The sequence below is a fragment of the Kutzneria sp. 744 genome (genome assembly GCF_000568255.1).
In the GTDB taxonomy this organism is placed as follows: Bacteria; Actinomycetota; Actinomycetes; order Mycobacteriales; family Pseudonocardiaceae; genus Kutzneria.
The window spans coordinates 11,442,518-11,465,398 of the sequence record NZ_KK037166.1 but is presented as its reverse complement, the minus strand read 5'-3'; the positions used below and the strand labels follow the sequence as shown (position 1 = coordinate 11,465,398).

Sequence of the window (22,881 nt, the reverse complement as noted above, 5' to 3'; positions counted from 1 at the left end):
CCGGGCTGGGCGCGCGTGTTGTTGCCGGACAGGCCGAACTCGTCGACGGGCTGGCTGGCCGTCGACGACCGGGTGACCACGGCGCACACGCCGTACGTCATCACCGTCGACCGGGCCACGTTCACGTTGACCCTGTTACGGGACGGTGCTCAGGTCGGCCGGTGGACGGTGGGCGTCGGGAAACTGGCGGCGCAGGGCGGGAAGCCGGAGTCGATTACCCCGGTCGGGAGGACGTTCGTTCTCGGCGACGTCCTCGAGGCGCATCCCACCTATAGCCCCGTGATCCTTCCGCTGGGCGTGCATTCGAACGTGTTCTCATCGTATGGCGGTGGGCCGGGCGAGGTCGGCGTCCACTCGTGGCCGACGTCCACTGTGTACGGACAGAACTCCAGCGACGGCTGCATCCGCGTGCCGCTGGACGCTCTGCAAGTTCTCAGCACCACCGTGCCGCTGGGCACTGCCGTGCTGATCACGTAATAACCATCCCGGCCCGCATGCGGGCCGGCCACTTCGAGGGGGACTTCGTGGTCCGCTCTACCCATTTCCGTACACCACGCACGATCCTGGTCGGGACGCTCGCCGTGGCGAGCCTCGCCGCCGTCGTCGGGCTGGCGTTGTCCGGGTCAATCGCATCGGCGCAGGCCGCCGGAGAGTCCACCGCCTTCGGCATCTCGGCCAGCGGCACGGACAAGGTGCCCGCGCAGCCCTATGTCGCTTCGGCCGGCGCGGTGCAGTCCCAGTCCGCCCCCGGGGTGGACTCCCAGGGCGGTGTGCACGCATCGTCGCTGTCGGTGTCCGCCGGCGCCGGGACCGCCTCGGCGACCGTCGGCAGCGTGACCTTCGGCGCCGTGACGATCAGCAATATCTCGGCAACCTGCAAGAACGGCATCGCCAGTGGCGGCCGCACCGGCACCGAGACGCACGGCCTGTTGACCGTCACCTGGGGCATCGCCTCCGGAGGGCATGCGGTCGGCGCGACGATGGTGCTGAAAGACGTCAAGGGCCGGGTCTCCCAGACCGTCGAGGCCGCCGGCGTGACGTGCAAACAGGGCTCGACTCCTCCCCCGCCGACGACCACGACCGTTGTGCCGCCGACCGGAACGCCGACGCACCAGCCGACCACGACACGGCCGGCGCCGCCGAGCTCGCGGACTCCGGGCGCGACGTCGGTACCACCGGCGACGCCGGGCAAGCCGGCCAACGGCAACGCGATCGTCACGGGCTGAGCCCTTCGTTCCGGCGTCCTGCCCGCGCCAGTTGAATGGGCTGGACGCCGGACGAGCGCGGGCTTCACGACGCCGAGGGCCGCCGACGAGAACTGCGAGACATCGGGCGCCGATACTCCATAAGTGTGGAAACTTGCCAATTGGCTAGTTAGACGCAGCGTAGCCAGGTAGACCTGATGTTGGACATAACAGCAGGTAGAAAGCATTCAAGCAGTCACGGATGGTAGCGGCCGTGCGTTGGTCGCGCGACTTGCGCGCGTCCCCATTGCTGACGTTCCTCGGGCGCGGACGTCTCACCGCCTCCGCCGCGAGGCACACAGCGCCCCGACGCCCACACGGACGTCCGACTGCGAGCACCGCCTCTGGGGGGGAGGAGAACACATTGCGAGGACCAGAGAACCCCGTGCTGCGCCTGATTCTCGGCCCCGACTACCGGCAGAGGTTCCGGCGCCGGCGCTCGGCGGGTCGTGGACCAGGCTCCGCAACCACCGGCACAGCACCGGGTCGTCCACCCGCTGGCTGGCCTTCCCCGCCTGGGTGGCCGCCACCCGGCCCCGCCGTGCGGGCTGGTGCCTGGCCGCCCGCCGTCCAACATGCCTCATCGCCGCATCCGCAGCCACCGGCATTCGACGCCGCTACCACTCAACGCGTGCCGGCGGCGCAGATCGCCTCCCTGTCGGGCACCTTGCCTCCGACCTCGACGAGTGCGGCCGCACCGGCGGCAGCGTGGGAGGTGGTGCCCGTTCCGCGGGAATCGGGCTGGGTTCGGCTGCGCCGTGCCGCACTGCTGCTGGTGATCGGGGTGCTCACGGTGACCGGCGGGTTCACGGTGGCTGACCGGATCCTTGCGTTCGTGCGCCCGCCCGCAACGTCCGCGAGCAGTTCCACGCCCACGGTGTCGGACACCGCGATGTCGGGGTGGGCGGCGGTGGTGGCCACCGACTACTTGTCCTGGGACAGCGCCGACAAAACCACCCGGCAGACGGCGCTGGCCCGCTACGCCCCGTCGACCACGACAGTGATCGACGGCTGGGACGGCACCGGCCGGCAGTCCGCCGACGCAGCGCAGACCATCGCAATAACCCGAGGCGCCGGCGACAGCGCGGTGGCCACGGTCCGGGTCCGAGTCACGCCGTACGCCGGCGCGCCGGCCGGCTCGTCGACGAGCAGCTCGGCCGACGCTGACGGCAACGCCGCCTCCCAGCCGATGCCCGGAGCCACCGGGTGGACCGCGCTGCCAGGGCGATGGGTCACCCTGGCGATGCCGCTGGCGCAGCGCGCCGGGCGGATGGTCGTCACGACCACGCCGGCGCTGGTCGGCTCCCCGCCCACCGTCGCCCCGGCAGCGGCCGTGGCCGACGGCGATGCCGGTGACGACGGCTTCGCGGCCGCCACCAAGGACACGGTCTCGACATTGCTGCGCGCGTACGCGACCGGCCAGCTCGACTACGCCCGTGCCGCTGGCACGACTTTCGCCGGCCTGGCCTCGACGGCCGCGCTGGACTCGGTGCAGACCTGGCGGGCCCCGACGGTGGCCCCGGGCGCGCAGGCGACCACCAGGACTGGCGACGCGACCGTCACCTGGGCGCTGTCCGGCGGCGCCGGGAAGCTGACCTGCTCCTACCTGATCACGCTGCAACAACAGGACCAGCGGTGGTTCTTGGCCGCGGTGTCCCCCGAGACCGAGGGGGTGTCGAGATGAGCCTTATCGCGCACGCCGACCTGGTGCTGGCCGCCGGGATCTTCCGGGACGACGGCAGCGGCATCAAGAACGCGGTCCTGCCGTTCCTGGGCACGATCCTGATCATCGCGCTGGTGGTGAAGCTGCTGCGGGAATGGGGCAAGGACAACTTCGGGCAGATGATCACCGTCGCCGTGGCGGCGGTGCCCGTGGTGCTGTTCCTGTTCCTGCCTGACCAGGGGATCGCCATCCTCAAGGCGATCGGCCAGACCGTGTTCGGGGGTGGCTGACGTGGCGCTGACGCTGCCCACCGACACCCCCCACATCGCGTTCGAGAGCCGGCAGTACGAGTTGTTCGGCCAGCCCATCAGCCAGGGCATCCGCCGCCGGCGGATGGGGATCGGCGCCGTGGTCGTCATCGTGTGGGCGGGGCTGATGTTGCTGATCCTGGTGGGGATCTGCGGGCTGCCGCTGATCAACCAGTACATCGGGCTGATCTACGTCGCCCCGCCGGCGGGTGCGCTCGTGCTCGCGTTTCGCGTCGACGAGACGGGCCGGATGGCGGCGAACACCTTCTACGACTGGCTGTTGTCGCGGCTTCCCGGCCGCCGTCGGATCATCCGCAACCCGCTGTCGGCGCATCCGCACCGGCAGCGACAGGTCGTGCGGATGATCGTGGTCGCCGAGATCCGCCACGCCCCGCCGGGCCAGGACAGGGCAGGCCGGCGGAAAACGAAGTCAAGGGGGGAACGGGCGTGACGCGCACGCGCAGGGTCAACGTCACACGGCAGCAGCTGGAGAGAATCACCACCCCGATTGCGCGGCCGCTGCTGATCGAGGACGGCATCGAGATCACCGACACGGGCGTGTGGGCGTGGGTGGAGATCCCGGCCACCGCGACCTACCTACTGGAGGAGCAGGAACTGGTCGACGCGACACTGGCGAACTCGACCGCGCTGGCGGCCGCTCTCCCGCCGGACACCGAGTTCCACATCAAGATCGTGTGGCGGCCAACCAGCGGCGCGGAGTACGCGCGCAGCTGGGCCGCCATCGAGTCGGTGCGGGCGCCGCTGGCCGAGCAGTACATCGCGCTCGGCGGTGAGCGGATCGACGCGAACGCCGCCGCCGGCCGGTTCCGCCAGCGAGTCGTGTTGCTGGGCGTGCGCTGGCCTGATCGCTCCCAGACTGACCGCGGCCGGCAGGTGACGCGGATGCTGCGCTCGGCGTCGGCCGAGTTGCGCGAAGCCGGCCAGCGCTGCGACGCGGTCCGGCCGGCCGTTGACCGGTGGATGCAGCAGGTGGCCCAGCCGCCGCTGCGTGGCCGTCCGGCCAGCGCCGGCACGATCGCCTGGGCCTACGCACGCGAGCTGCGACGAGGTGTCGACCTGGACGTGCCCGACGACGACACCCTGTCCGGCGGGCGGCTGGTGAGCCTCATGGACGGGCAGATGGACCCCACCCGCAGCGACAACCACGTGGTGGTCACCGACGCCCGCACCGGAACAGCGCACTACGTCGCCGTGCTGACCACGGCCGTCAACGGGTTCCCGCCCTCAGAGCTGGAGATCCCCGGCGGTGAATGGCTGCAAGTTCTCGCCGACCTCGACGGTGTCGAGGCGAGCCTGCGCGGGTTCAACCACGGGCAGGCCGGCTCGGTCACGCTGTTGGACTCCGCGCGGAAGCTGGTCACCAGCCAAGAACGGGAGTCCACCGCGCATGGCGGCCAGCCGCCGACCGAGGTGCTGGAGGCCGATCAGGCGCTGCGCGCGCGCCGTCACGAGGTCACCCGCCGGCTGGACGTGGAGATCACCACACATCCGCGGTGGATCGTCGATGCCGCCACCGAGGAGGAGTTGGTGCAGCGGGTGGACGCGCTGCGCCGGCATTACGCGGGCACGCTCTCCCTCCAGGTGGTGCCCTACACCCAAGACCTGCTGTGGCAGGAACTGTTGCCCGGCGACACCGTCCGCGTCACCGAGTTCGCGCAGTTGCAGCCGATGCGGACACTCGCGGGATCCTGGTTTCACGGCGGCTCGGTGGTCGGCGACACCACCGGTCCCTACATCGGTGCGAACCTCGGCTCCACCCCGGACCCGGTGCGGTTCCACCTGACCTCGCGGTCAGCCACCGACAAGAGAATGCCGACCGCTGTGGCGTTCACCGGCCAGTCCGGATCCGGCAAGAGCACGGCGGTGATGCTGACCGTGCTCGGTGTGCTGGCCGAGGCCGCGTGGTGTCTGCTGGTAGACGGCAAAGGCGACCTCGGCGGCATCGTCGAGGCCGCCCACGGGCTGCTTGGCGTGCCGGTGCAGGTCATCGACGTCACCAGCGCGGCGGCCTCGGGCAGCATGGACCCGATGCGGTTCGCGCCCGACGCGGACGAGGCCCGCTCGAAAACCCTGGACGTGCTGCTGGGCGCGCTGCACCCGGACGACCGGCGGCGCGCCGAAACGGTGGTGGAGCAGGCGATCGACGCGGTGCTCGCGCGGCCCCGGGAATCCTGGTCGAGCCCGCAGGTGGTCAGCGAGCTCGTGGTCACCGAAGGCGACACGACGGCGGCACGGACGGCGCGGGAGATCGGGGAGATCCTGCGGACCCGCTCGCACGCCGCGGAGATGCGGGTGGTGCTCGGCGCGCTCCCGCCGGACGCGCAGCCGATGCTGTTCGGGCGCGGCCTGGTGTACGTGGACTTGTCCGGGTTGCCGTTGCCGCGGCACAGCCTGGACCCGGTGCAGTGGTCGCCCTCGGAGCGGTGCGCCATGGCCGTGTTCCGGCTCGTGTTCGCCTACGCCTTGCTCCAGAGCCGCCACGCCAGGTCCATGAAGAAGCTGGTGGCTTTGACCGAGCTGCACTTGATCACCCGGTACCCGGAGGGCCGGGGCTACGTGGAGTGGACAGCCCGCACCGGGCGGGCGTTGCAGACCGCGGTCGCGTTGGACACCCAGGACGCCGACGGTTTGGCCGCTGTGCCCGGCCTGGTCGAGCAGTTGGTGACCTCGTTCGCGTTTCGCGCTGAAGGCGATGTCGAGCAGGCGGCGCAGGCGGCGTTGGCGCGCCGCCCGAATCCGGGCCCGGTGTTGCGGGCGGCGCTGGCGAACCTGGATGTGGGGCAGGCGATCATGCGTGATCGACGCAACCGGCTGGCGCCCATTCAGTTCGACCTGCTCAGCGAATGGGTCCGCGATGTGCTCGCGACGGACGCCGCCGAAGACACCGAAGGCGATGTGGAGCAGGCATGAGCAAAGAATCGTTCGACACCGCTACCGATCAGCTCGGGCCGATGACCGTCGGGTCGCGGCCGAGCCCGGGACTCAGGCTCGTCGCCGCCGTGGTGGTGGTCCTGGTGGCTGTGGTCGGCGTGGTCCTGGCCGTGGTGTTCAGCTCCTCCCCCGCCAGGCCCGCTCCGCTGGACCGTGCCGATGCCCGCGCTGTCGGGCTGGAGATGCTGCGCCGACAGGCCATCGGAGACCCGAGCGTGTGCGGGCTGGCCAGCCCCGAGCTGTTGGCGACCCTGCGCCGCGCCGGCACCTGCACCACCGGCGTGGCCAGCGGGCCGGTGCCGACGATCACGCCGCTGTTCTCGCAGGTGTGCGGTGACCGCGCCGGCGTGCAGGCGCAACTGGATCCGGCCGGCCGGGACGGCAAGCCGTATGCGTTCGTGAGCCTGTCCCAAGGCACGGACGGAATGTGGTCGGTGCGCAACGTTGCGATGTTCACCGACCGGGACGGGCTGCGCCCGTACCAATGTGCACCGGGGGCGGGCGGATGATCGGCATCGGACTGCCCTGGCCGGCACGCGTCCACGCCGGCGCCGTACTGGCCGCCGTGTCGGCGCGGATCCAGTGGTGGCAGCTTCGCGCGCCGCGCCTGTTGCGCTGGCTGCTGGCCGATCCCCGCCGGATGTTGGCGCTGGGATGGCTGGTGGCGATGCTGATGGTCGGCACCAGCCACGCCGCGTACGCCGACGATCCGATCATCGGCACCCCGGATCTGGCCCACGGCGGCCCGAAGACGCTGTTCGAGACCTACGGGGTCTTCGACTACAAGGTGACGGTCAAGCCCGACTCCAACAACTCTGGTGGTCTCGGCTTCGAGGAGAGCCTGCTCCAGACGGTCGGCGCGGTCGTCGATATCGTGCTGTGGCTGGGGCTGGGCATCCTGTTCGGCGCGCTCGCGCTGCTGGAGTGGTTCCTGGGCCTCACGATCTACCGCGACTCGGCTGGCGAGATCGACAGCGCCGTGCGGATGATCTCCAACCACGTGTTCTGGCCGATGTTGGCCGCGACGGTGGCGGTCGGCGCGTTCCTGGTCTACGCCCGGTGGCGCGGCGAGGGCGCCGGGTTCGCCTCGGATCTGGGCTGGGTGGTCGCGGCCGCCGTGCTGGGCATCGTGTTCGCCTCCGGCCCGTCCACGATCATGGGCGCGATCGACGACCTGCGCCAGACATTGGGCAACGGCGTCGTCGCCGGCGCCGCGGACTACCTGCACACCGCCGCCAATCCGATCGGGTTCCCGACGCCGCCGATCGGCGGCACCGCTCAAGAGGTGGCCACTCGGACGTTGACCGACGGTATGTGGAATTCCTACGGCGCCACGTTCTGGTGCTTCGTCGAATTCCACGATCTGAGCATCTGCAAGGTCGCCGGGTTTCACGCGATGGCCAACGACAGCACCTGGCAGGGCTGGATGCAGGTGCTCGACAACAACGGCGCGGTGCCCGAGTTCCAGGGCGAGGGCGACTGGATCCGCGGCCAGGACCTCGGCCGGATGGGCATGGCGCTGATGCTGCTGGCGATCGTGCTGCCGCTGGCGTTCCTGCTCGGCAAGCTGATCGTGTCCGGGCTGATCGCGGTGGTCGGCGTGCCGCTCATGCTCATCATCGGCCTGGTGTTCCTGGTCTTCTGGCCGATACCCGGCATTCTCCGACAGATCGGCACCAAGTTCTGGACCTACACGATCGGGCTGGAAATGCAGGCGCTGGTGGTCACCGTCACTGTCTCCGGCGACATGGTGGTCTCGGCGATCATCACCACCCAGACCGGGAAGTACGGGTTCTTCCTGGTCGGCGTGCTCAACATCGTCCTGATGGTGGCCGCGGTCAAGGCACAGGCCTGGCTGGAGATGCTGACCACGGTCGGGGGCGGCAGCTCGATGGGGCTGGGCAGCTTCCTGGTGGCGCGAGCCCTGGGCCGCGGCGCGATGGGCATGGCCGGCCGGCTCATGGGCGGCGTGCGGAGCGCGATGGGCCGCGCGGCGACCGGCGCGGGCAACGCGCTCGACGGCACGATCCGTGGCAGCGCCTCCCTCAAATCGGAGTCGTTCGGCTGGAACCACGGCGTCCGTTGGAAGAAGGGCAGCGGACCGCTGGACATGCCTCGCGGCCCCAAGCCACGGCCGCCACTGGCGTCGCTAGACGGAGGGCCCGGCCGGCGTCCGCTGCGCCCCGGCCCAGCTGGTCCATTGTGGACAGAGAATGACGTGACGACCATGAGGCCGGCGTCACCTGCTGGTTCCCGCACGTGGGTGTCTGGGCGCGAGGGCACGATCCGGGGCCCGGTGCCGGCAGGCCGGTGGACGACACCGGGCCGGCCCACAGACCGGCGTGTTACGCCGGGGGCACGCGATGTTCGTGCCGGCCGGGGCGTCGTCGTGGACAGCCCCACGGCATCGGGCGCGCGATCGGCGGGGCGGCTCGTCCCGCTGTCGAAGGCCACCCCGCCGGTTCGCCGCTCCCTCGGCGCAGGGTCGGGGACCGCCCCGTCGCGGCCGCAGCAGCCACGCAAGGGGGGATCGTGAGCAACGACGCCACCGTGAGCCAGCACGAGGATGCTGTCGGCGGCGCGCACGAGGCGCGAGACGATCACCGCCGAGGCGAGTTGCCGCCGCCCGCGAGCATGCCGTCAGCGGACGAGGCGATGCGGCTTATGGGCCAGGCCTTCGGCGAACTCGCCCCGCTCCCGCGGCTATGGCCCTGGGGGCAGGCGGCCCGCACGCGCCGGGCCGAACGCGCGGAGATCCGGGTGCGCGCCCGGACGGCGCGGCGGGACCTGTCGCGCGCCTGGCACGCCGCAGGCGAGCCCGGGGTGGATTTCTCGCGCACCTGGCGGCCGGTCGGCCCGCGACGCAACGTCGGGGTGATAGCGGGGTTGGCTCTCGTTGTGCTCGTGATTGTGGCCGTGGGCGCGTGGATGTCCTCTGGCACAACGTCAGCGCCACCCACGCCGGCCCCGAACACCGGCGCCATCGCGCTGTCCACTACGGCCCCGCCGCTCTCGACTACCTCCCGCGCCTCGTCGGCACCGACCACCCACGTCTCGACGCTGCTGCCGATTCCCTCGAGCGGGGTGGCGCCGATCATCCCGCCCACGGGAACCGAGGTCGATCCCCGCACGGTCGCGGTGGTCGACGCGCCGGCAGGCCCGCCCACGAGCGCGGAGCTGGCCTCGCCCGAGGGCGCGGCCGCGGCATGGCTGGCCCGGTGGTGCCCGTTCACCTGGACCGAGCAGCTCGCCGTCGCCGAAGCCCGCGCGCGCGCGGCGATGACCGCCAACGGTTGGGGCACCTTCGACCCGGGCGGCAACGCAGCCGCACGAGCGTCGTGGGCGAAAACCGTTGCCGCACACGAAACAGGGCGCTGCTCTGCGGCGTCAGCAGTGGTCAACGCCGACGCGCCCCGCTCCGCCACCGCCGCCGTGGTCATGGTGTCCGCGACCCGCGTGGTGACCGGCTCGGACGGGCCGCCCTACACCGAGCCGGTCACCGCGCAGCGCGTCGTGCTGCGCGGCGCGGACGGCGCATGGCACGTCGACCTGCCTAGCGTGGGTGGGTGATCGCCGATGTTGTGGGCTCGGCTCGCGATACCCGTGGCGGTCATCGTCAGCACTGTCATGTTCGGGCTGATCGTCGCGCTCGGCGGCAACACCGTGGCCAACGCCCAGCCGCCGCCCGGCGGATGCGCCGTGCAGCCCAGTACGGCGACTGCGCCGGCGGCGCAGAAGACCGCGACGCTCAACGCCGACCAGATGGCGGCGGCCCGCACCATCGTCGCGGTCGGCAAGGGCATGGGCATCACCCAACGCGGCACCGCGATTGGCCTGGGCACCGCCATGGCCGAAAGCAGCCTGAACACGGGCGCGACCAACGGGCGCTACGTCGGCTTGTTCCAGCAGCAGGGCGAGCCGTATGCCGACATCACCCGCGCCGATGCCGCGTCTGCCTCGCGCGGGTTCTATCGGGAGCTGCTCCGGGTGGTTCCCAACTACGACAAGGACTCCACGTACGGCGGCGTGGCGTTCGGGGTCGCTGCTCAGGCTGTCGAGAGATCCGATAAGGACGCCTCGTTCTACGCACCATGGGAGACCTGGGCGCTTGCGCTGGCCGCCCAGCTGTACACGGGAACCCCCGCCCAGGGCGGTGGAGGCGACGCGACCGTGACCTGCACCCCGGGCGGAGGGCACGGGCCGGTCCACGTCAAAGTCGACGGCCTGAAGGTCGACGTGCCGGACGGCACGCTGGTCAACAAGCAACCGGTGCACGGCACGTTCACCTTCCCCAACGACCGCACAGCGGCGGCGGCTGCCGCCGCGATGAGCTACTTGGGCACGACTTACGCCTGGGGCGGAGGCGGCCCAAACGGGCCGACCAAAGGCATCCACGACGGCGGCATAGCCGACAAGTACGGCGACTACGCCAAGATCGGCTTCGACTGCTCGGGCCTGACGCTCTATGCCTACGCCCAGGCTGGCATCGCGCTCGCCCGCACCGCCGACCCCCAGCTCACCACCGCCCGGACAACGGCGCCGTATTCCCAAGTCAAGCCGGGCGACCTGCTGTTTTGGGGCGCACCGGCGCACCACGTCGCGCTCTACCTTGGGCAGCTGAACGGCACCCCCTACATGGTGGAGTCCCCGCAGTCCGGCGACCAGGTCATGATCAGCGTTGTGAGGGATCGGGACTCAGATTTCCGTTCCGTCGTCGCCCGGCCCGCCCCATGACGACGACGACCTCGGTCTCCGGCACGGTATCGCGCACCCTGGGTGTGGCCGTCACCAAGAGACACGCTGCCGCATCCGGCCCGGAGAGGTGCCTGTGCCTCGTGTCCGTCTAGGCCGCAACCGGCTGCTGACCCGCCGAGAACGGCTGCGCTCGCAGACTGGTGTCCTGCTCGCGCTGCTGGGAGCCGCGCTGTCCGCGTGGATCGCCGCTGGAGCGGTCGCGTACGTCAGCGGGATCGGCTGGTCACCGCCGACCCTGCACGTACGTTCGGTGCTCACCAGGCAGCCCGGCGGCTCCGGCCTGCTTGGGCTATTCCACTCCTCGACCGGCGGCGCGGTGGGAACCCCATGGCAGTCGCCAGTCACTGTGTCCTGGCCGGCGGACCCGGTGTGGTCGGCGCTGGCGGCCGTGCCGGTGTGGTTGGTGTGGCTGCGGGTCGTGTGCAGGCCGGTGTTCGCCGGTCTCCAGCGCGACGTCCGCGCCGACAGCACCGACCTCGCGTCGATCCGCCGGCTGCTCGGTGCCCGCGCAGTGCGCCGAGCTGGTCGGTACACCTTGCCGGAAACCACGTGGTGGCAGCGGATGCTGTTGCCCACCACCGCGTTTGGGTACTCGCTCGGCTATGTGCAGGGGCACCGGCGGCACGAGTTGTGGGCGGACTGGGAACAGCGTGTGCGGATCCAGGCATGGAACGGCTGGGGGAAGACTCTGCGGCTGCTGGTGCCGATCATCCGCGCCCTGCCCGGTCCGGCGTTGATCAGTTCGACCGAGCCGCAGATCTTCGAGTCGACGGTGCAGGCCCGCCAGTTCCGGCAGCGACCGATCCGCTGGCGTTGGGTGGGCTTGGTGTTGCGTAGGTGGTTTCCGACGCTGGAGTACCCGGTCGCGGTCGCGGAGTTCGGGCCCGCTCGGCTGCGCAGCACAGCCGGGTACCGGCGGGTGGAATGGAACCTCATCGACGGCAGCGAGGACATGACCACCGCGCTTCGTCGTGCACTGGACCTCGTGAACGGGATCGAGGACGACACCCGCACGGGCGGCGACAGCGGCAACGACCGGTTCTTCCGCGACGCGGCATCCGAGGTGCTCGCCGCGTGGCTGCACGCCGCAGCGCTCGGCGACCGGGAGATCGACGACCTGCTCAACTGGCAACGCGATCTCAACGACCCGCTGCCCCGCACCATCCTGGCCGACCATCCCCGTGCGGATCGGACCGCGCTGCTGGCGCTGACCACACACCTGGACAGTCGCGCCGCGAACACGACCAGCGGCGTCGCCCGCTACTTGTCGCTGGCAACCCGATCGTTGGGCAGTGACGAGGGCCGCGACTTCTGCGGCCGCCGCTTCACCCCGGGCCGGCGGACCCGCACCGGTACCCAGCTCGACTTGGAGGAGCTGATCCGCGCTGGCGGCACGATCTACGTGCTGGCACCCGAGCGGTACATCGGCCGGATCCGCCCCCTGCTGGCGATGTTCTGCGGCGAGCTGTTCGCCGTGGCCGAGGAAGTCGCGCTGTCCCGCCGCTCGAAGCGCTTGGCACTGCCGTTCATCGGCGTCCACGACGAGCTGCGGTTCGGGGTCCCGGTTCCCTCGCTGCCCAGCGTCGCGAACAGCCAACGCAAATTCGGCATCGGAATGGTCTATGCCGTACAGGACTCGACCCAGGAGGACGAGGTGTTCGGCCGGCGGGCGGCGTCGCTGCGGGCGGCCGCCGGCGTGAGCATCAGCGGCGGCATCGACCCCATCTCGGCGGAGGAGATCAGCAGGCGGGCCGGCACCACACCGGTGGTGACGACCTCTCGGGGCAGCGAGTTCGCCACCGAACAGGTGTCATGGTTCGAGGCGTTGACGATCGCCGACCAGCAGCGGCTTGGCGACGGGCAGAGCACCGTCGTCGCCCGTGGCCTGACCCCGTTCGTGGCCGAGGTGCGCTCGATCAAGGAGCGCCCGCTGCTTCGCCGGCGGATCGATCGTGAAGTCCGCCAGGTGACGCGGCGGGCCGCAGCGGCACGCGCAGGTGACCTCGCGGCCGACCAGGCGGCTGACGCCGCGGCGTCAGCCGGAACCGACTTCGGCCGAGGGGACTCACGGTGACCTCGTCAACACCGCGCGGGGATATCGGCCCGCTGATCGACCTGTATGCGGATCGGACACCGGAGCGGCGGCCGCCGTGGAACCCAGCGCTGCTCGACGACGACGAGTTCGCGGCTCTCGAAGGCTTGATCGCGGACTTCATCGCCGACTACAACGCGATCTTCGCGATCACCGAGGACGAGCTGATCCCGACGGGCTGCTGGCGCGAGCACGACGGGCTGTTCCGCGATTTGGCCGTGCAGGCGTGGGCCTGGTACGCGGCCAACGTGGACCCGGCGGCCACTGCTCTTGCCGCGGTCGAGTACCAGGACAGGCATCTGCCGTTGTTCCGCAGCCGGCTCGATCGATGGTTGGGGCGCCTGCCCATGCAGTGCCGGCGTGGCGAGCATGATCCAAACTGGCGGAAGCCAGCCGATGATCTGCTCGGTGCTGCCCGCACCGCCGGACGGGCCCGCACGGCAGCCTTCGGCTTCAGCACGTGAACGTGGCGGGCCGACCAGGCCTGCACGATGCTCACCGGCGGAACGTGAGTGGTGATGGCGCGGAAGCCCGATCGAGCGACATCCGGATGACATCTCGGTCAGCCTCACGTCCCCGCAGCCGTCCAAGAGGTCACAGCAGCCCGACGGCGTGCAGCTTGATCAACGCGCCGGCTACTCTCGGAGCCGTGGCGACCAGGAGCAGGCGCAGCACGCGTACGGCGCGCTCGCCCCGGGCACGGTCGCGCACGAGCACCGCGACCAGCACGACGAACGACACCAGCAGGAGCAAGCACCCAGCGGCCGCCGTGATCAGCCACTCAATCATCACGCCTCCCTGCCCAAGTCCCTGACGATCAGGGAGGACGCGACGGCCGCGGCCCGCTCCAGTCGACTGCCGTGGTGTTGGACGAGCGCTGGAAACGCGTTGGACGTAGGCCCCTTTGTCATGCCGATCAGCCTGATGCCGGCGACTGGGTTTTCAGGGGCGCTTGGGCTGGGCTGATCCTGGCCGGCTGCTGGTGCTTCCGGCGGCGAGAGCCGACAGACGCTGCCGACGTTGAAGCATTAGGCACGAGGGGCCAATCAGCCTGGCACCACCGCGGAGGAGGCCCAGGCCGGGTCGGTCGAGGTCAGCACGGCTGATGCCTTCTGCCCAGGCGCCCAGTGAAGCGAGCACAGCGGACTCAGCTCGCCAGACGCACCGTGTGCAGGGGCTGCACGAGGTAGGCGCGGTCGGCTCGCTCAAGCCGTACCAGCTCGGCGGCCGCGACCACCTCCCGCGCGCAGGGAAGGTGGCGGAGAGCCTGCACGGCCTGCACGAGAGGCCGCGCAGGTTGAGCGCTGCCGCTGTAGGCGATGCCCAGATGGGGTCGGAACGCGCTGCTCGGGGCTGGGGTGGCCGACTCGCCGAGCACGTCGAGCGTGGCGGCCCGAAGCCGGTCGTGCAGCCGCAGCAAGTCGTCCCACGGGGCGATGGAGAACCGGATCGCGCCGCGAGATCCGGCCAGCGGCCCCACCTCGACCTCGAACTGCCGTAGGTCTGCGCAGTGGGCACGGCCAGCGGCAGCGATGCGGGGGAGTTGCTCGGCCGGAATGTCGCTCTCCCACCCGACGCGGCTCACTGTCAGATGGACGGCGTCCGGGGCGATCAGGTCCAGGCCCGGCTGATCTGCGAGCCCGGCCTGCGCGTGGCGCAGCAGGTTGAGCCCGGCTGCCCCTAGGCGGGTCAGCACCATCCAGTGGTAGCTGGCGCGGCCCGGCCGCCAGCCGGGCCGGTCCCAGTGCTCCGCCAACGTGTCGACCATCTGGAACGCCGCCCAGTCGTGTTCGCGGATGACGTCGACGTCGGTGAGGGAACCGGGGGGAGTCAGTGGAAACGGGGCACTGCGGCCGCTCACGCGGCAAGCCCGGCGGTGATCCGGTTGTCCCTGCGCGACGCCCACGTGGTTAACGTGGTGCCGAACGCGTCAACGGCGTGGAGGCCAGCGAAGCGGGCTGCGTCTGCGCGCAGCGCGGCGGCGCGGTCGTAGACGCTGCGGATCGGGTGCTGCGCGGAGGCGGCCAGCGCTGCACTGCCGACTTTCATCGCCTGTTCGACCTCGCCGTCCAGCAGCAGTGCCGAGGCGTTGTCCAGGCCCACCAGTGACTGCGACCAGATCGAGGTCGAGGTGTCCACCTGCGCGGAGTAGGCCCGGACCTGCGCGGTGTCGCCGATGCCGAGCATCGCGGTCGCCGCGTTGGCGGCCGTCCGGGGCAGGCCGTAGGGGCCGAACGAGATGCAGGAGGTCAGGACGGTCGGGGCGGCAGGGTAGGCGTCCAGCACCGCGAGCGCGCGTTCCACAGCCCGGTAGGTGTTCACGGTGTCGCGAAGCTTGGCGTGCGCGCGGGCCTGCCCGTTGGCGATCAGCCGGACCAGTTGGCCGTCCGGTCGGGCGTAGTGCTGCCCGTCCAGCGAGAGTTCCAGCGCGAGTTCGGCGTTGTCGGCGCAGTAGGCGTTCTGGGCCTGGGTGGCACGGATCCAGGCTTGCAGGTCGCGGTCGCCGGCCTCACTGGCGTAGAACCACGCCTCCTCGCAGTAGCGGGTCGCCAGCGTGGGCCTGCGGGCGTTGATCGCCATGTAGGCGAGCACCCCGGACACGCGGGCGGCGCGGGCGTAGAACTGGCCCTGCACGCGCGGCGGGTGCCCGCCGCCCATCATCGCGAGGACCGACTTGTGGATCGCCCGGGCCGCGCTCACCAGGCGGAACGGCCCCTGGGCCTCGTAGTGGTCCACGACGCGGTCAATCTCCCGGTCCAGCGCCGCCAACGCCGTGGTGGCCGTGTCCGCAGTCATCTGGTTGAGCCGTGCCGCCACGGTCCGCGGGCTTTCCCACCGCACTGTTGGTTCCAGGGCAGCCGCGTCGGCTGTGCGCACCGCCGCCCCCCGTGCCCGCGCCGGCGGGAACAGGTCAGTCTCCGGGCTGCCCAGCACCGCGGCGACCGCCGCGGACATTCGCGGATCGCGGGGGCGCCACCCACGACGCTCCCACTTGCGGTACAGGTCCTCGTCGAGGACTACGTCAGCGCCAGCCAACAACAAGTTGACCGCAGTGACCAGCTCGGAGACCTCCATCTTCATGGCATCCCGACGGGCACGAATCAATGCCTCGTTGTGACCGTGGTCCGTGGCCAACTGCGCCTCCCGATCGCCGCCCGATCACCCATTCGAGCGAGAGCGTTGCTCGAAAGCCCATTTTCTTCCAACGCTCCTGGCGGTCGGCCACGAGGTCACTAACGATCACCCTACGTCACGGACCGGTCCGGCCTGCTGTTGGTGCGCCAGGCACCGTCATCAACACCGAGCGGCGGCTAACACCGCCTCCCCTTCCACCACGAGGTAGTCGTGAACGCCCTCGACCTCGCCATCACGCTGTGGCCGGAATTGGCCCACTTGCGCGACCTGGACGGCTGGACGTGGCACCACGATGCCGAGAAGGGCGACCTCGCAGACGGCGGCCTGCACGGCTACCGGGAAACTCCCCCGCTGTGGATGGACGTCTTGTGGATCCTCGGGACGGACCAGGCCCAGGCCCTACGAACGGTGATCGGCGGCCCCGCGCCCTGGACGGCGGAAGGGACGGTGAAAGAGGTGATCGCGGCCCTCGATAGTGCTCCGCCGCCAGGGTGGTGGGATATCAACGGGCGGGAGATTGAGGTCGGCAGCGACGTGACGGTGCTCAAGGATCCCGAGGGACAGCGCCTTGAGGTTCCGGTTCCGGGCTGGGTGTTGGCCCAGGGTACGGGGGGCTTGGTCACGGTGGCCCTTCAGGAGCTGGGCCCCGCGATACTGCCCGGTAACCACCTGCATATTCGTAGCGGCGCCCTCGACACCACTTCGGCCAGTTCGCCAGCACGTCTGGACAAGCTGCTGGCCACTGGCCGCACGCCCACGCCCGAAATCGGTGACGAGTGGTTTGGGGTTCGACGGCGAAGCCCGCGCCGCCCGGTGCTGGGCCCGTCGCACCAGCCGCCGGACGAGTACATTCCCGGTGCCCGCGACGAGGTCGTGCATCTGGTGCGTGTTCGACTTCCTGTGCAAGAGATCCCGGCCACGCTGACGACGCGCTGCGGCCAGTTAACAATCGCGCCCGGCGATGCCGAACTCGTACCGTTCATGGTCAGCGGGATGCCGTGCATGCAATGCCTGACAGCAATGCCTGACAGCCAGGTGACTCCGGTGTAGTCGCCTTCTCCAGCCACTCTCCCGATCGTACCGACCAAGGATATCCGCACCGATGATTAAGCTGATCGTTGCCGACGCCGGCCACACGCTCTGCGAGTTCACGGGCCCCAGTACCGTCGACGTCCTCAGCGGCCTCTCACGACTGCCAGAGGACATGGTTGCTGAGGAGGAGCGGCGCATCCTGCACCGCGTGCCAGAGCTGACCGAGGCGCCAGGACGTCCACGGTCGAGTGACATGCGGCAGTGGCTTCGGGATCGCCGCAGCGGTCTTGTTGGTGCTGCATGCCCACATGGCGAGCTCCCAAATCCCATCCACAGGACCCAAATCACGACCTGATCCGCCGCGAACGCTGGTGTGGGTAACGAGCCGGGTACGCCAGCTACAGCTCCGGCGTCTCAGGCGCCGGCGGCGGGTTGACCTGGAGGTGCGGGGTTGGCTCCATGGCGGCCTCCGGCCCGGCAACCTCGACGCTGTGCACGGCAACGCTTTCGCGGGCCGGGTGGGCTGGTGTGAGCTGCTCGGCCCGTTCGCGTTCCTCGAGTTCGAGTTGGGCGGCGGGCATGCGGTCGCGGAGCTGTTGTTCGGCCTCGATAGCAGTGGTGCGCCGGAGCTGCTTGATGTGCTGTTCGGTGGCTCGGTCTGCGCGGCGTTGGGCCGCTTCGGCGGCCTCGCGGTCGCGCCGCTGCGCCGCTTCCCGAGCGTTCGGGTAGTCCTCCTCGGTTGCGCGGACGTCGCTCTGGAGCTGGCGCCGCGTTTCGCGGTCGCCGAGGTTCTCCGCCAGCATCGCGGTCTGCGCCGCCAAGGCCTCCGCCTGGGTCTGCGCGACGGCTTCGGCGGCCCGCAGCTCCTGGATCTGCCGGGTCAGCTCGGCGCGTCGCGGTGACCAGCGCCCGAGTTCGGCAAGGTCGTGCTCGGCGAGCCCTCGTTGCCGTGCGGCGTCGACGGCGCGATCCCGCGCGGCGTTCCAGTTGACCTCGAAGCGCTCGATGGTGTTCAGGCTTTCCTGGATCCTGCGGGCGCGCTCCAGCCGGTACTCCACGACGGTCACGTCCGGGCCGCACTGGTTCACCACGTCCGCGCGGATCTCCTCGGCTCGCCGCATGGCTTCGTTCCGGCCCGCAGCCAGCTCCTGTTCCCGCTTTCGTTCGATCTGCGTCTGGGCACGCAACTGGGCGGTCTGCATGTGGCCGAGTTCGCGTTCGGACCAGTGCGGCACGTCGACCGACCGCCCGATGCCGACGTCCGGAGCTGGAGGTGCGGGCTGAGGCTGGACAGCGGGCTGGTCCGGTTCGATCGTCTCGGGCTCGATTTCTGCCTGCGGTGCTGGTTCTGTGTCCGGGCGGGCCTCCACTGTCCGTGTGGGTGCCGCCTCGGTGAGCTTGCGGTTGAAGGCGAAGGCCGCCGCGCCGCTGGGTGACGGGGCCGATTGCAGCGCGATCGGGTCCATCTCCGAGAGCACGGCTTCGACGTCGAAGCCGTGGTCGGCGGCGCGTTCCATCCGCTCGGCCAGGTATCGGAAAGCCGGTCCTTCGATGATGCGTTCAGCGGCCTCGGGTTCGGCTGCCCACGCGTGCCGGACCACCGCGGCGGCGTTGGCCAGGTGCTCCGTGGCCTCGGCGTGCTCGGCGGCGCGCTGCTGCGCCTGGTGCAGGTTGTCCAGGTGCCGTTCGCCGACGCGGCGCAGGCTGTAGGTGGCCAGGCGCGAGGGGTCGTGGGCGATGCGCTCGAGCTTGGCCAAGTTCAGGCTGCCCAGTAGGTCACGAACGTCCAGGCCCAGATCGGCGTAGGTGTCCAGGGTGCGCACCACGGCGCCGAACGCGATGCCGTGGATGACGCGCTCGGCGAGCTCGGGATGGGTGGGCCACATCTCGCGCACGAGGTCGGCGGCCTGGTCGCGCAGCTGCTCGCGTTCGAACGCGGCCTGGCGGCTGGCCGCGTCGGCGGCGGCCTCACCGGTACGGATGCGTTCGACCGCGACGTCGATCTGGCTGGCCAGGAACCGGGCCGGATCGTGGATCCGCGGGCTTCCGACATCTCGCAGCGGGATCTCGGCGAGGACCTCGCCGGCGTCGAACCCGGACTCGACCGCGTCGACCAGCCTCTGCGCGGCCGCGTTGAACGCGTCCAGCACGATGATCCGCTCGACCAGGTCAGGCTCGCTGGCCCATTCCTGGCGCAGCATCTCGGCGGCGGCCGCGCGGCGCTTCTGGTCAGCGTCCTCGCGTTCCTCCTGCTGTCGGCGGCGTTCGGCGCGGCGTTCGGCGCGCAGCCGGTCCCGGTCGTGCCAGGCCTGCCGACGTTCGGCTTCTTTGCGCTCGGCTACCTCCCGTTCCGCCTCTCGGATCGCCTCCGCCAGCCGGGCACTGCCATCCTCTGACGCGAACTCCTCGATAACCCAGGTCGACGACCACCGGGCGGTCGTCGGCGTGCTCCCTCGGTGTTGCGGGCGTGCTGGGCCAGCGCGGCGACGATCCGATTGACCAGCTGGTCACGGCCACGCGGCCGGCCGCGCTCGTAGGTGTCGGAGTCGGTTTCGACCTCGTCGCGGCCGGCGAAGATGTAAACGGCGCCGCGGTGGCGGGAGGTCGCGACGTGCGCGGCGGGGTTGTCCGCGCCGGCCGCGGCGAACAGCACGGTCGCGCCGCTGGTCGTGCCGTTGCGCTGTTCCCACTGGTCTTGAACGGTCAGGCCCTCCGACAGGTGCACGGTCATCGCGTAGCCGAGCTCCACGCCGCCGGCGGCCAGGTACGCCGGGCTCAACACCGCGCCGGCCGTTCGGTCGCCGTCGGCGGTCTCCTGCTGCCACTCGACGAGGACCTCGCCGTCGTCGGTGATGTCCAGCACGACCCCGCGGACCCCGTTGAGCACGATGTCATCGGGGTGTTGGCCGGTGGTGAGCTCGTGGGCGCGATCGTTCTTCTTCAGCACCACGTGGTCACCGACATGCAGGCGCAGCGTGCGGCCGCCGCGAACGCGGAACTCGTGGCCCCTGCCGAGTTCGCCCTCGGCGCTGCGCATGGCCTGGGCCGCGCGGTTGAGCCTGGAGACCACGGCGTTGGTGGCGGCGAGCATGACCAGGCCCTTGATGTGCAGGTGCGGATCGTCGGTGCCCTCACGCAGCTGCCACCACTTGCCGAGCATCGCCGCGATGGCCTCCTGCCCGGTCTCGGTGGCGACTACCTGGCCCTTGCCGGCCCAGATGGTGTAGGCGTGGGCGTACTGTCCCGCTCGCCAGGCAGCAATGGCCTCGCGTTCGTCTTCTTCGGCCTGGCGGCGGTTGTCGGTCAGTTCGGCGCCGCCGACGATCTCGTGCACCCGCCCGAACAGGGAGCCGACGCCGACACCGCGCAGCTGGTGGTGGTCACCGATCTCGACGATGCGCACGTGGTGGTCGGCGGCCCACCGGTACAGCGCGGCGCGGTCGCGGTCCTCGGTCAGGTTGGCCTCGTCCAGCACCAGCATGTCGATCCCGGTCAGGCGGGGATCGTCCGGTTCTGCGCGAATGCGGAACAGAAGGGACGCCACGGTGCGGGACGGAATACCGGATTTCGCTTCCAGGTTGTGCGCGGCCACCGCGGCCGTGGCGAGCCCTCGCACGACGTACCCGGCGCTTTCCATGACGACCCGCAGCGCGCGCATGAGGGTTGTTTTCCCGGTGCCGGGGCCGCCGTTGACGGTGTCGATGAGCCGCCCCTCGGTGACCAACCGATTCAGTGCATGGTGCTGTTCGCGGGACAGGGAATGGTCTCGGTCGGCCATCGCGACGTCCACGGCCATGTCGATCTGGTCGGGGCTGTCGACGGTGATGTCGGTCTGGCTGGGGTGGCTGTTCTTCGCGGCGCGCAGAATGGTTGTCTCGGCGGTGACGACGTCGGCTGTGGTGAACAGGTGCGCATTGCGCATGTGGGTCGCGCCGAGCTGCTTGGGTACGCCCTGGCTGGTTCCGGGGCGTTTTGTGCCAGGTGGAGGCAGGGCGATGAAGTGGGGGTGGGAGAGGACGGCGTCGGTCATCGCCTCGATCGCGGCTGGTGTCAGGTAGCGGGTATCAAGCGCGTCCGCGACGGCGGCCAGCGCGTCGGCGCGGCTGAATCGCCTGGAGTGTGAGGTGAGTCCCGTGTCCGGATTCAGTAGGCGTTTCCTGATCGCGTCGGCGTCGGCCTCGAACATGGTCTTCTCATCGGCGTCCGGCAGGGTTCCGGCCTGGTTTTGCGGGTCGGGGCGAGGACGGCCGCCGTATCGGGGTGCGAGCGTGGGAAGAGCGTGGCGGATGTAGCGTTGTGGGTCACCACCGGCGTCCCATTCCTGGCGCTGCCAGATCTGCTGCAAGGTCTCGTCAGGAGCGTTGACGGATTCCGGCTTGGCCTCGCGGGAACGCTGCTCGGCCATCTTCTGCTGCGTGGCGGTCGCGGTGTCCGGGTCGAAACCCAGGGCGACCAGGGTCTCTTTGATCTGGGTGTTGCGCTTCGAGAAGCGACGGATGGTCTCGCGGGGCAGGCCGACCAGGTCCCACGTTTCGGCGTCCGGGCTGCGTTCGAATCGGGCGCCATAGCGGTCGGCCAGGCGACTGCGGACCACAGCGCGGACCATGTTCCCGATGGCGGCCGCGTGTCGCATGATGTCGCGGCCGCCGCCGGCGACCGTGGACCATTCCCCGTCGACGAGCGCGCGGGTCATGTTCGCGATGCTGATGTGCACGTGCCAGTGCGGATCCCCGACGTCGGCGCCCCCGACTGGGCGGGCCGCGCGGTGCACCATCAGCCAGCCCAGAAATCCGGATCCCTGCACGACCTCGGCGCGTTTCCCACGCCCGTGCTGGCCACGCATGCCGTAGGCGAGCAGCTGTTCGGCCCAGTCGAATACGTCCTTGATAGCGCTCATGAGGATGTCCTCGATGGCGGCCGCGTCATCGGCCGAGGCGAACGCCAGCAGCAGCGATGCCCATTTGTCGAGGGTGATGGTGAGGTCGTAGCCGGCGTTGCCGACGGTAATTCGGCGGGGAACGCGCTTGTCGACCTTGACGCCGTTCGCACTGTGGACCTGCTTGGTGAGCCAGAGATTGGCCTCGGCGACAGCGAACGCGCCGGGGGCCCATACGTCGTCGACTTGGACGTCTGCGTACCTGGCCGTTTCGCCGAGGTGGTCGGCTCGCATCCGCGCGTCGGGGCCGGCGCGCTGGACGAGGCGCTGCATCGCCGCGTACCGGTCGACGAGGTTCTTGCGGTTGCCGAGCACCTCAGCGGCGCTGACGCCGGCTTCGTGGGCCACGCGTCGACGGCGCGCAGCAGTGGTGCGACGCGCAGCTTCGCGTCGGCGGGGATGGCCTTCTTGGACTTGACGAGGGTGGCGCCGGTGCTGGGGTGGCGGCCGGCCATGAGGGCGCGGGCCGCGGGGAACTGGTCCTCGGTGAGCTCGGAGCCGGGAGTGATGCCGACCTCGGTGAGGCCGCGCCCGATCCACCGCAGCGGCCGTTCACGGCCGTCGGCGCGGTAGGAGAAGCGGCGTTCAGCCGCCCCGTGACCGCAGCCGTGTCCCCCGCCCAGGCGGTACTCCACCTGCGCGGGATCCGGCCCGATCACCGTCACATACGTCACGTATGTCCACCCTGGGCTCCCCTCGCTCAGGTCGGACAAATCACCCAAAAGACCCGTATCCCGCTAGGGATACCTGAGTGCACTGCTTGA

Annotated in this window: 19 protein-coding genes and 1 pseudogene; 14 read left to right on the top strand and 6 right to left on the bottom strand. The window is 70.4% G+C overall.

Going from position 1 to position 22,881, the window contains the following annotated elements; translation table 11 throughout:
- The 12 genes from KUTG_RS51830 to KUTG_RS51770 form a co-directional block, all read left to right on the top strand.
- A partial coding sequence (locus KUTG_RS51830) for a L,D-transpeptidase (RefSeq protein WP_157495746.1) occupies positions 1-477 on the top strand: 477 nt, incomplete at its 5' end.
- Between the two features lie 17 nt (positions 478-494).
- On the top strand, positions 495-1,226 hold the full coding sequence (locus KUTG_RS51825; protein ID WP_043727565.1) for a hypothetical protein: 732 nt from the start codon (positions 495-497) through the stop codon (positions 1,224-1,226).
- Positions 1,227-1,962: 736 nt separating this feature from the next.
- Positions 1,963-2,928 (top strand): conjugal transfer protein, encoded by a 966-nt coding sequence (locus KUTG_RS51820; protein ID WP_198047673.1) that lies wholly within the window; start codon positions 1,963-1,965, stop codon positions 2,926-2,928.
- The gene (locus KUTG_RS51815; RefSeq protein WP_043727562.1) at positions 2,925-3,197 is read left to right on the top strand and encodes a hypothetical protein; all 273 of its coding nucleotides are present in this window, start codon (positions 2,925-2,927) and stop codon (positions 3,195-3,197) included. The genes KUTG_RS51820 and KUTG_RS51815 overlap by 4 nt, the downstream gene beginning before the upstream one ends.
- A 1-nt stretch (position 3,198) precedes the next feature.
- Positions 3,199-3,666: a hypothetical protein gene (locus tag KUTG_RS51810; RefSeq protein ID WP_043727561.1), complete on the top strand. Its 468-nt coding sequence runs from the start codon at positions 3,199-3,201 to the stop codon at positions 3,664-3,666.
- A complete protein-coding gene (locus KUTG_RS51805; protein WP_043727559.1) occupies positions 3,663-6,146 on the top strand; it encodes an ATP-binding protein in 2,484 nt (827 codons plus the stop codon). Before KUTG_RS51810 ends, KUTG_RS51805 begins: the two co-directional genes overlap by 4 nt.
- Complete coding sequence (locus tag KUTG_RS51800) at positions 6,143-6,676, top strand: hypothetical protein (protein WP_043727558.1); 534 nt, start codon at positions 6,143-6,145, stop codon at positions 6,674-6,676. Before KUTG_RS51805 ends, KUTG_RS51800 begins: the two co-directional genes overlap by 4 nt.
- Positions 6,673-8,703, top strand: a complete 2,031-nt coding sequence (locus tag KUTG_RS51795) for a hypothetical protein (protein ID WP_157495432.1) — start codon at positions 6,673-6,675, stop codon at positions 8,701-8,703. The genes KUTG_RS51800 and KUTG_RS51795 overlap by 4 nt, the downstream gene beginning before the upstream one ends.
- Positions 8,700-9,737, top strand: coding sequence for a hypothetical protein (locus KUTG_RS60240; RefSeq protein ID WP_157495431.1), 1,038 nt, complete (start codon positions 8,700-8,702; stop codon positions 9,735-9,737). Before KUTG_RS51795 ends, KUTG_RS60240 begins: the two co-directional genes overlap by 4 nt.
- Before the next feature lie 33 nt (positions 9,738-9,770).
- Positions 9,771-10,901, top strand: coding sequence for a C40 family peptidase (locus tag KUTG_RS51780; protein WP_052396449.1), 1,131 nt, complete (start codon positions 9,771-9,773; stop codon positions 10,899-10,901).
- 94 nt (positions 10,902-10,995) lie between these two features.
- Positions 10,996-12,996: a type IV secretory system conjugative DNA transfer family protein gene (locus tag KUTG_RS51775; protein ID WP_157495430.1), complete on the top strand. Its 2,001-nt coding sequence runs from the start codon at positions 10,996-10,998 to the stop codon at positions 12,994-12,996.
- Entirely contained in the window at positions 12,993-13,478 is a 486-nt protein-coding gene (locus tag KUTG_RS51770) for a hypothetical protein (protein ID WP_043727550.1), read from the top strand. Before KUTG_RS51775 ends, KUTG_RS51770 begins: the two co-directional genes overlap by 4 nt.
- Positions 13,479-13,608: 130 nt before the next feature.
- Here the strand turns inward: KUTG_RS51770 and KUTG_RS51765 are convergent, their stop codons facing one another.
- The 3 genes from KUTG_RS51765 to KUTG_RS55090 form a co-directional block, all read right to left on the bottom strand.
- A complete protein-coding gene (locus KUTG_RS51765) occupies positions 13,609-13,803 on the bottom strand; it encodes a hypothetical protein (protein WP_157495429.1) in 195 nt (64 codons plus the stop codon).
- Between the two features lie 358 nt (positions 13,804-14,161).
- Positions 14,162-14,875 carry a 2'-5' RNA ligase family protein gene (locus tag KUTG_RS51760; protein WP_052396448.1) on the bottom strand — a complete coding sequence of 238 codons (714 nt, stop codon included), beginning with the start codon at positions 14,873-14,875 and terminating at the stop codon, positions 14,162-14,164.
- Positions 14,872-16,095 (bottom strand): hypothetical protein, encoded by a 1,224-nt coding sequence (locus tag KUTG_RS55090; protein ID WP_052396447.1) that lies wholly within the window; start codon positions 16,093-16,095, stop codon positions 14,872-14,874. The genes KUTG_RS51760 and KUTG_RS55090 overlap by 4 nt, the downstream gene beginning before the upstream one ends.
- A gap of 264 nt (positions 16,096-16,359) precedes the next feature.
- Here KUTG_RS55090 and KUTG_RS51750 point away from each other — a divergent pair, with 264 nt between their 5' ends.
- A complete protein-coding gene (locus KUTG_RS51750; RefSeq protein ID WP_043727547.1) occupies positions 16,360-17,199 on the top strand; it encodes a hypothetical protein in 840 nt (279 codons plus the stop codon).
- A 380-nt stretch (positions 17,200-17,579) separates the two neighbouring features.
- Here KUTG_RS51750 and KUTG_RS51745 read toward each other — a convergent pair whose 3' ends face one another.
- Entirely contained in the window at positions 17,580-19,067 is a 1,488-nt protein-coding gene (locus KUTG_RS51745) for a hypothetical protein (protein WP_198047672.1), read from the bottom strand.
- Here KUTG_RS51745 and KUTG_RS62785 point away from each other — a divergent pair.
- Complete coding sequence (locus KUTG_RS62785) at positions 19,026-19,577, top strand: hypothetical protein (protein ID WP_198047671.1); 552 nt, start codon at positions 19,026-19,028, stop codon at positions 19,575-19,577. The genes KUTG_RS51745 and KUTG_RS62785 overlap by 42 nt on opposite strands.
- Here KUTG_RS62785 and mobF read toward each other — a convergent pair.
- Both mobF and KUTG_RS66920 read right to left on the bottom strand, forming a co-directional pair.
- Entirely contained in the window at positions 19,520-22,465 is a 2,946-nt protein-coding gene (gene mobF / locus KUTG_RS51740; protein WP_157495428.1) for a MobF family relaxase, read from the bottom strand. The two genes, KUTG_RS62785 and mobF, sit on opposite strands and share 58 nt — an antisense overlap.
- A 65-nt stretch (positions 22,466-22,530) precedes the next feature.
- Positions 22,531-22,752, bottom strand: a pseudogene (locus KUTG_RS66920) (relaxase domain-containing protein); the annotation flags it as partial.
- Positions 22,753-22,881 lie beyond the last annotated feature (129 nt).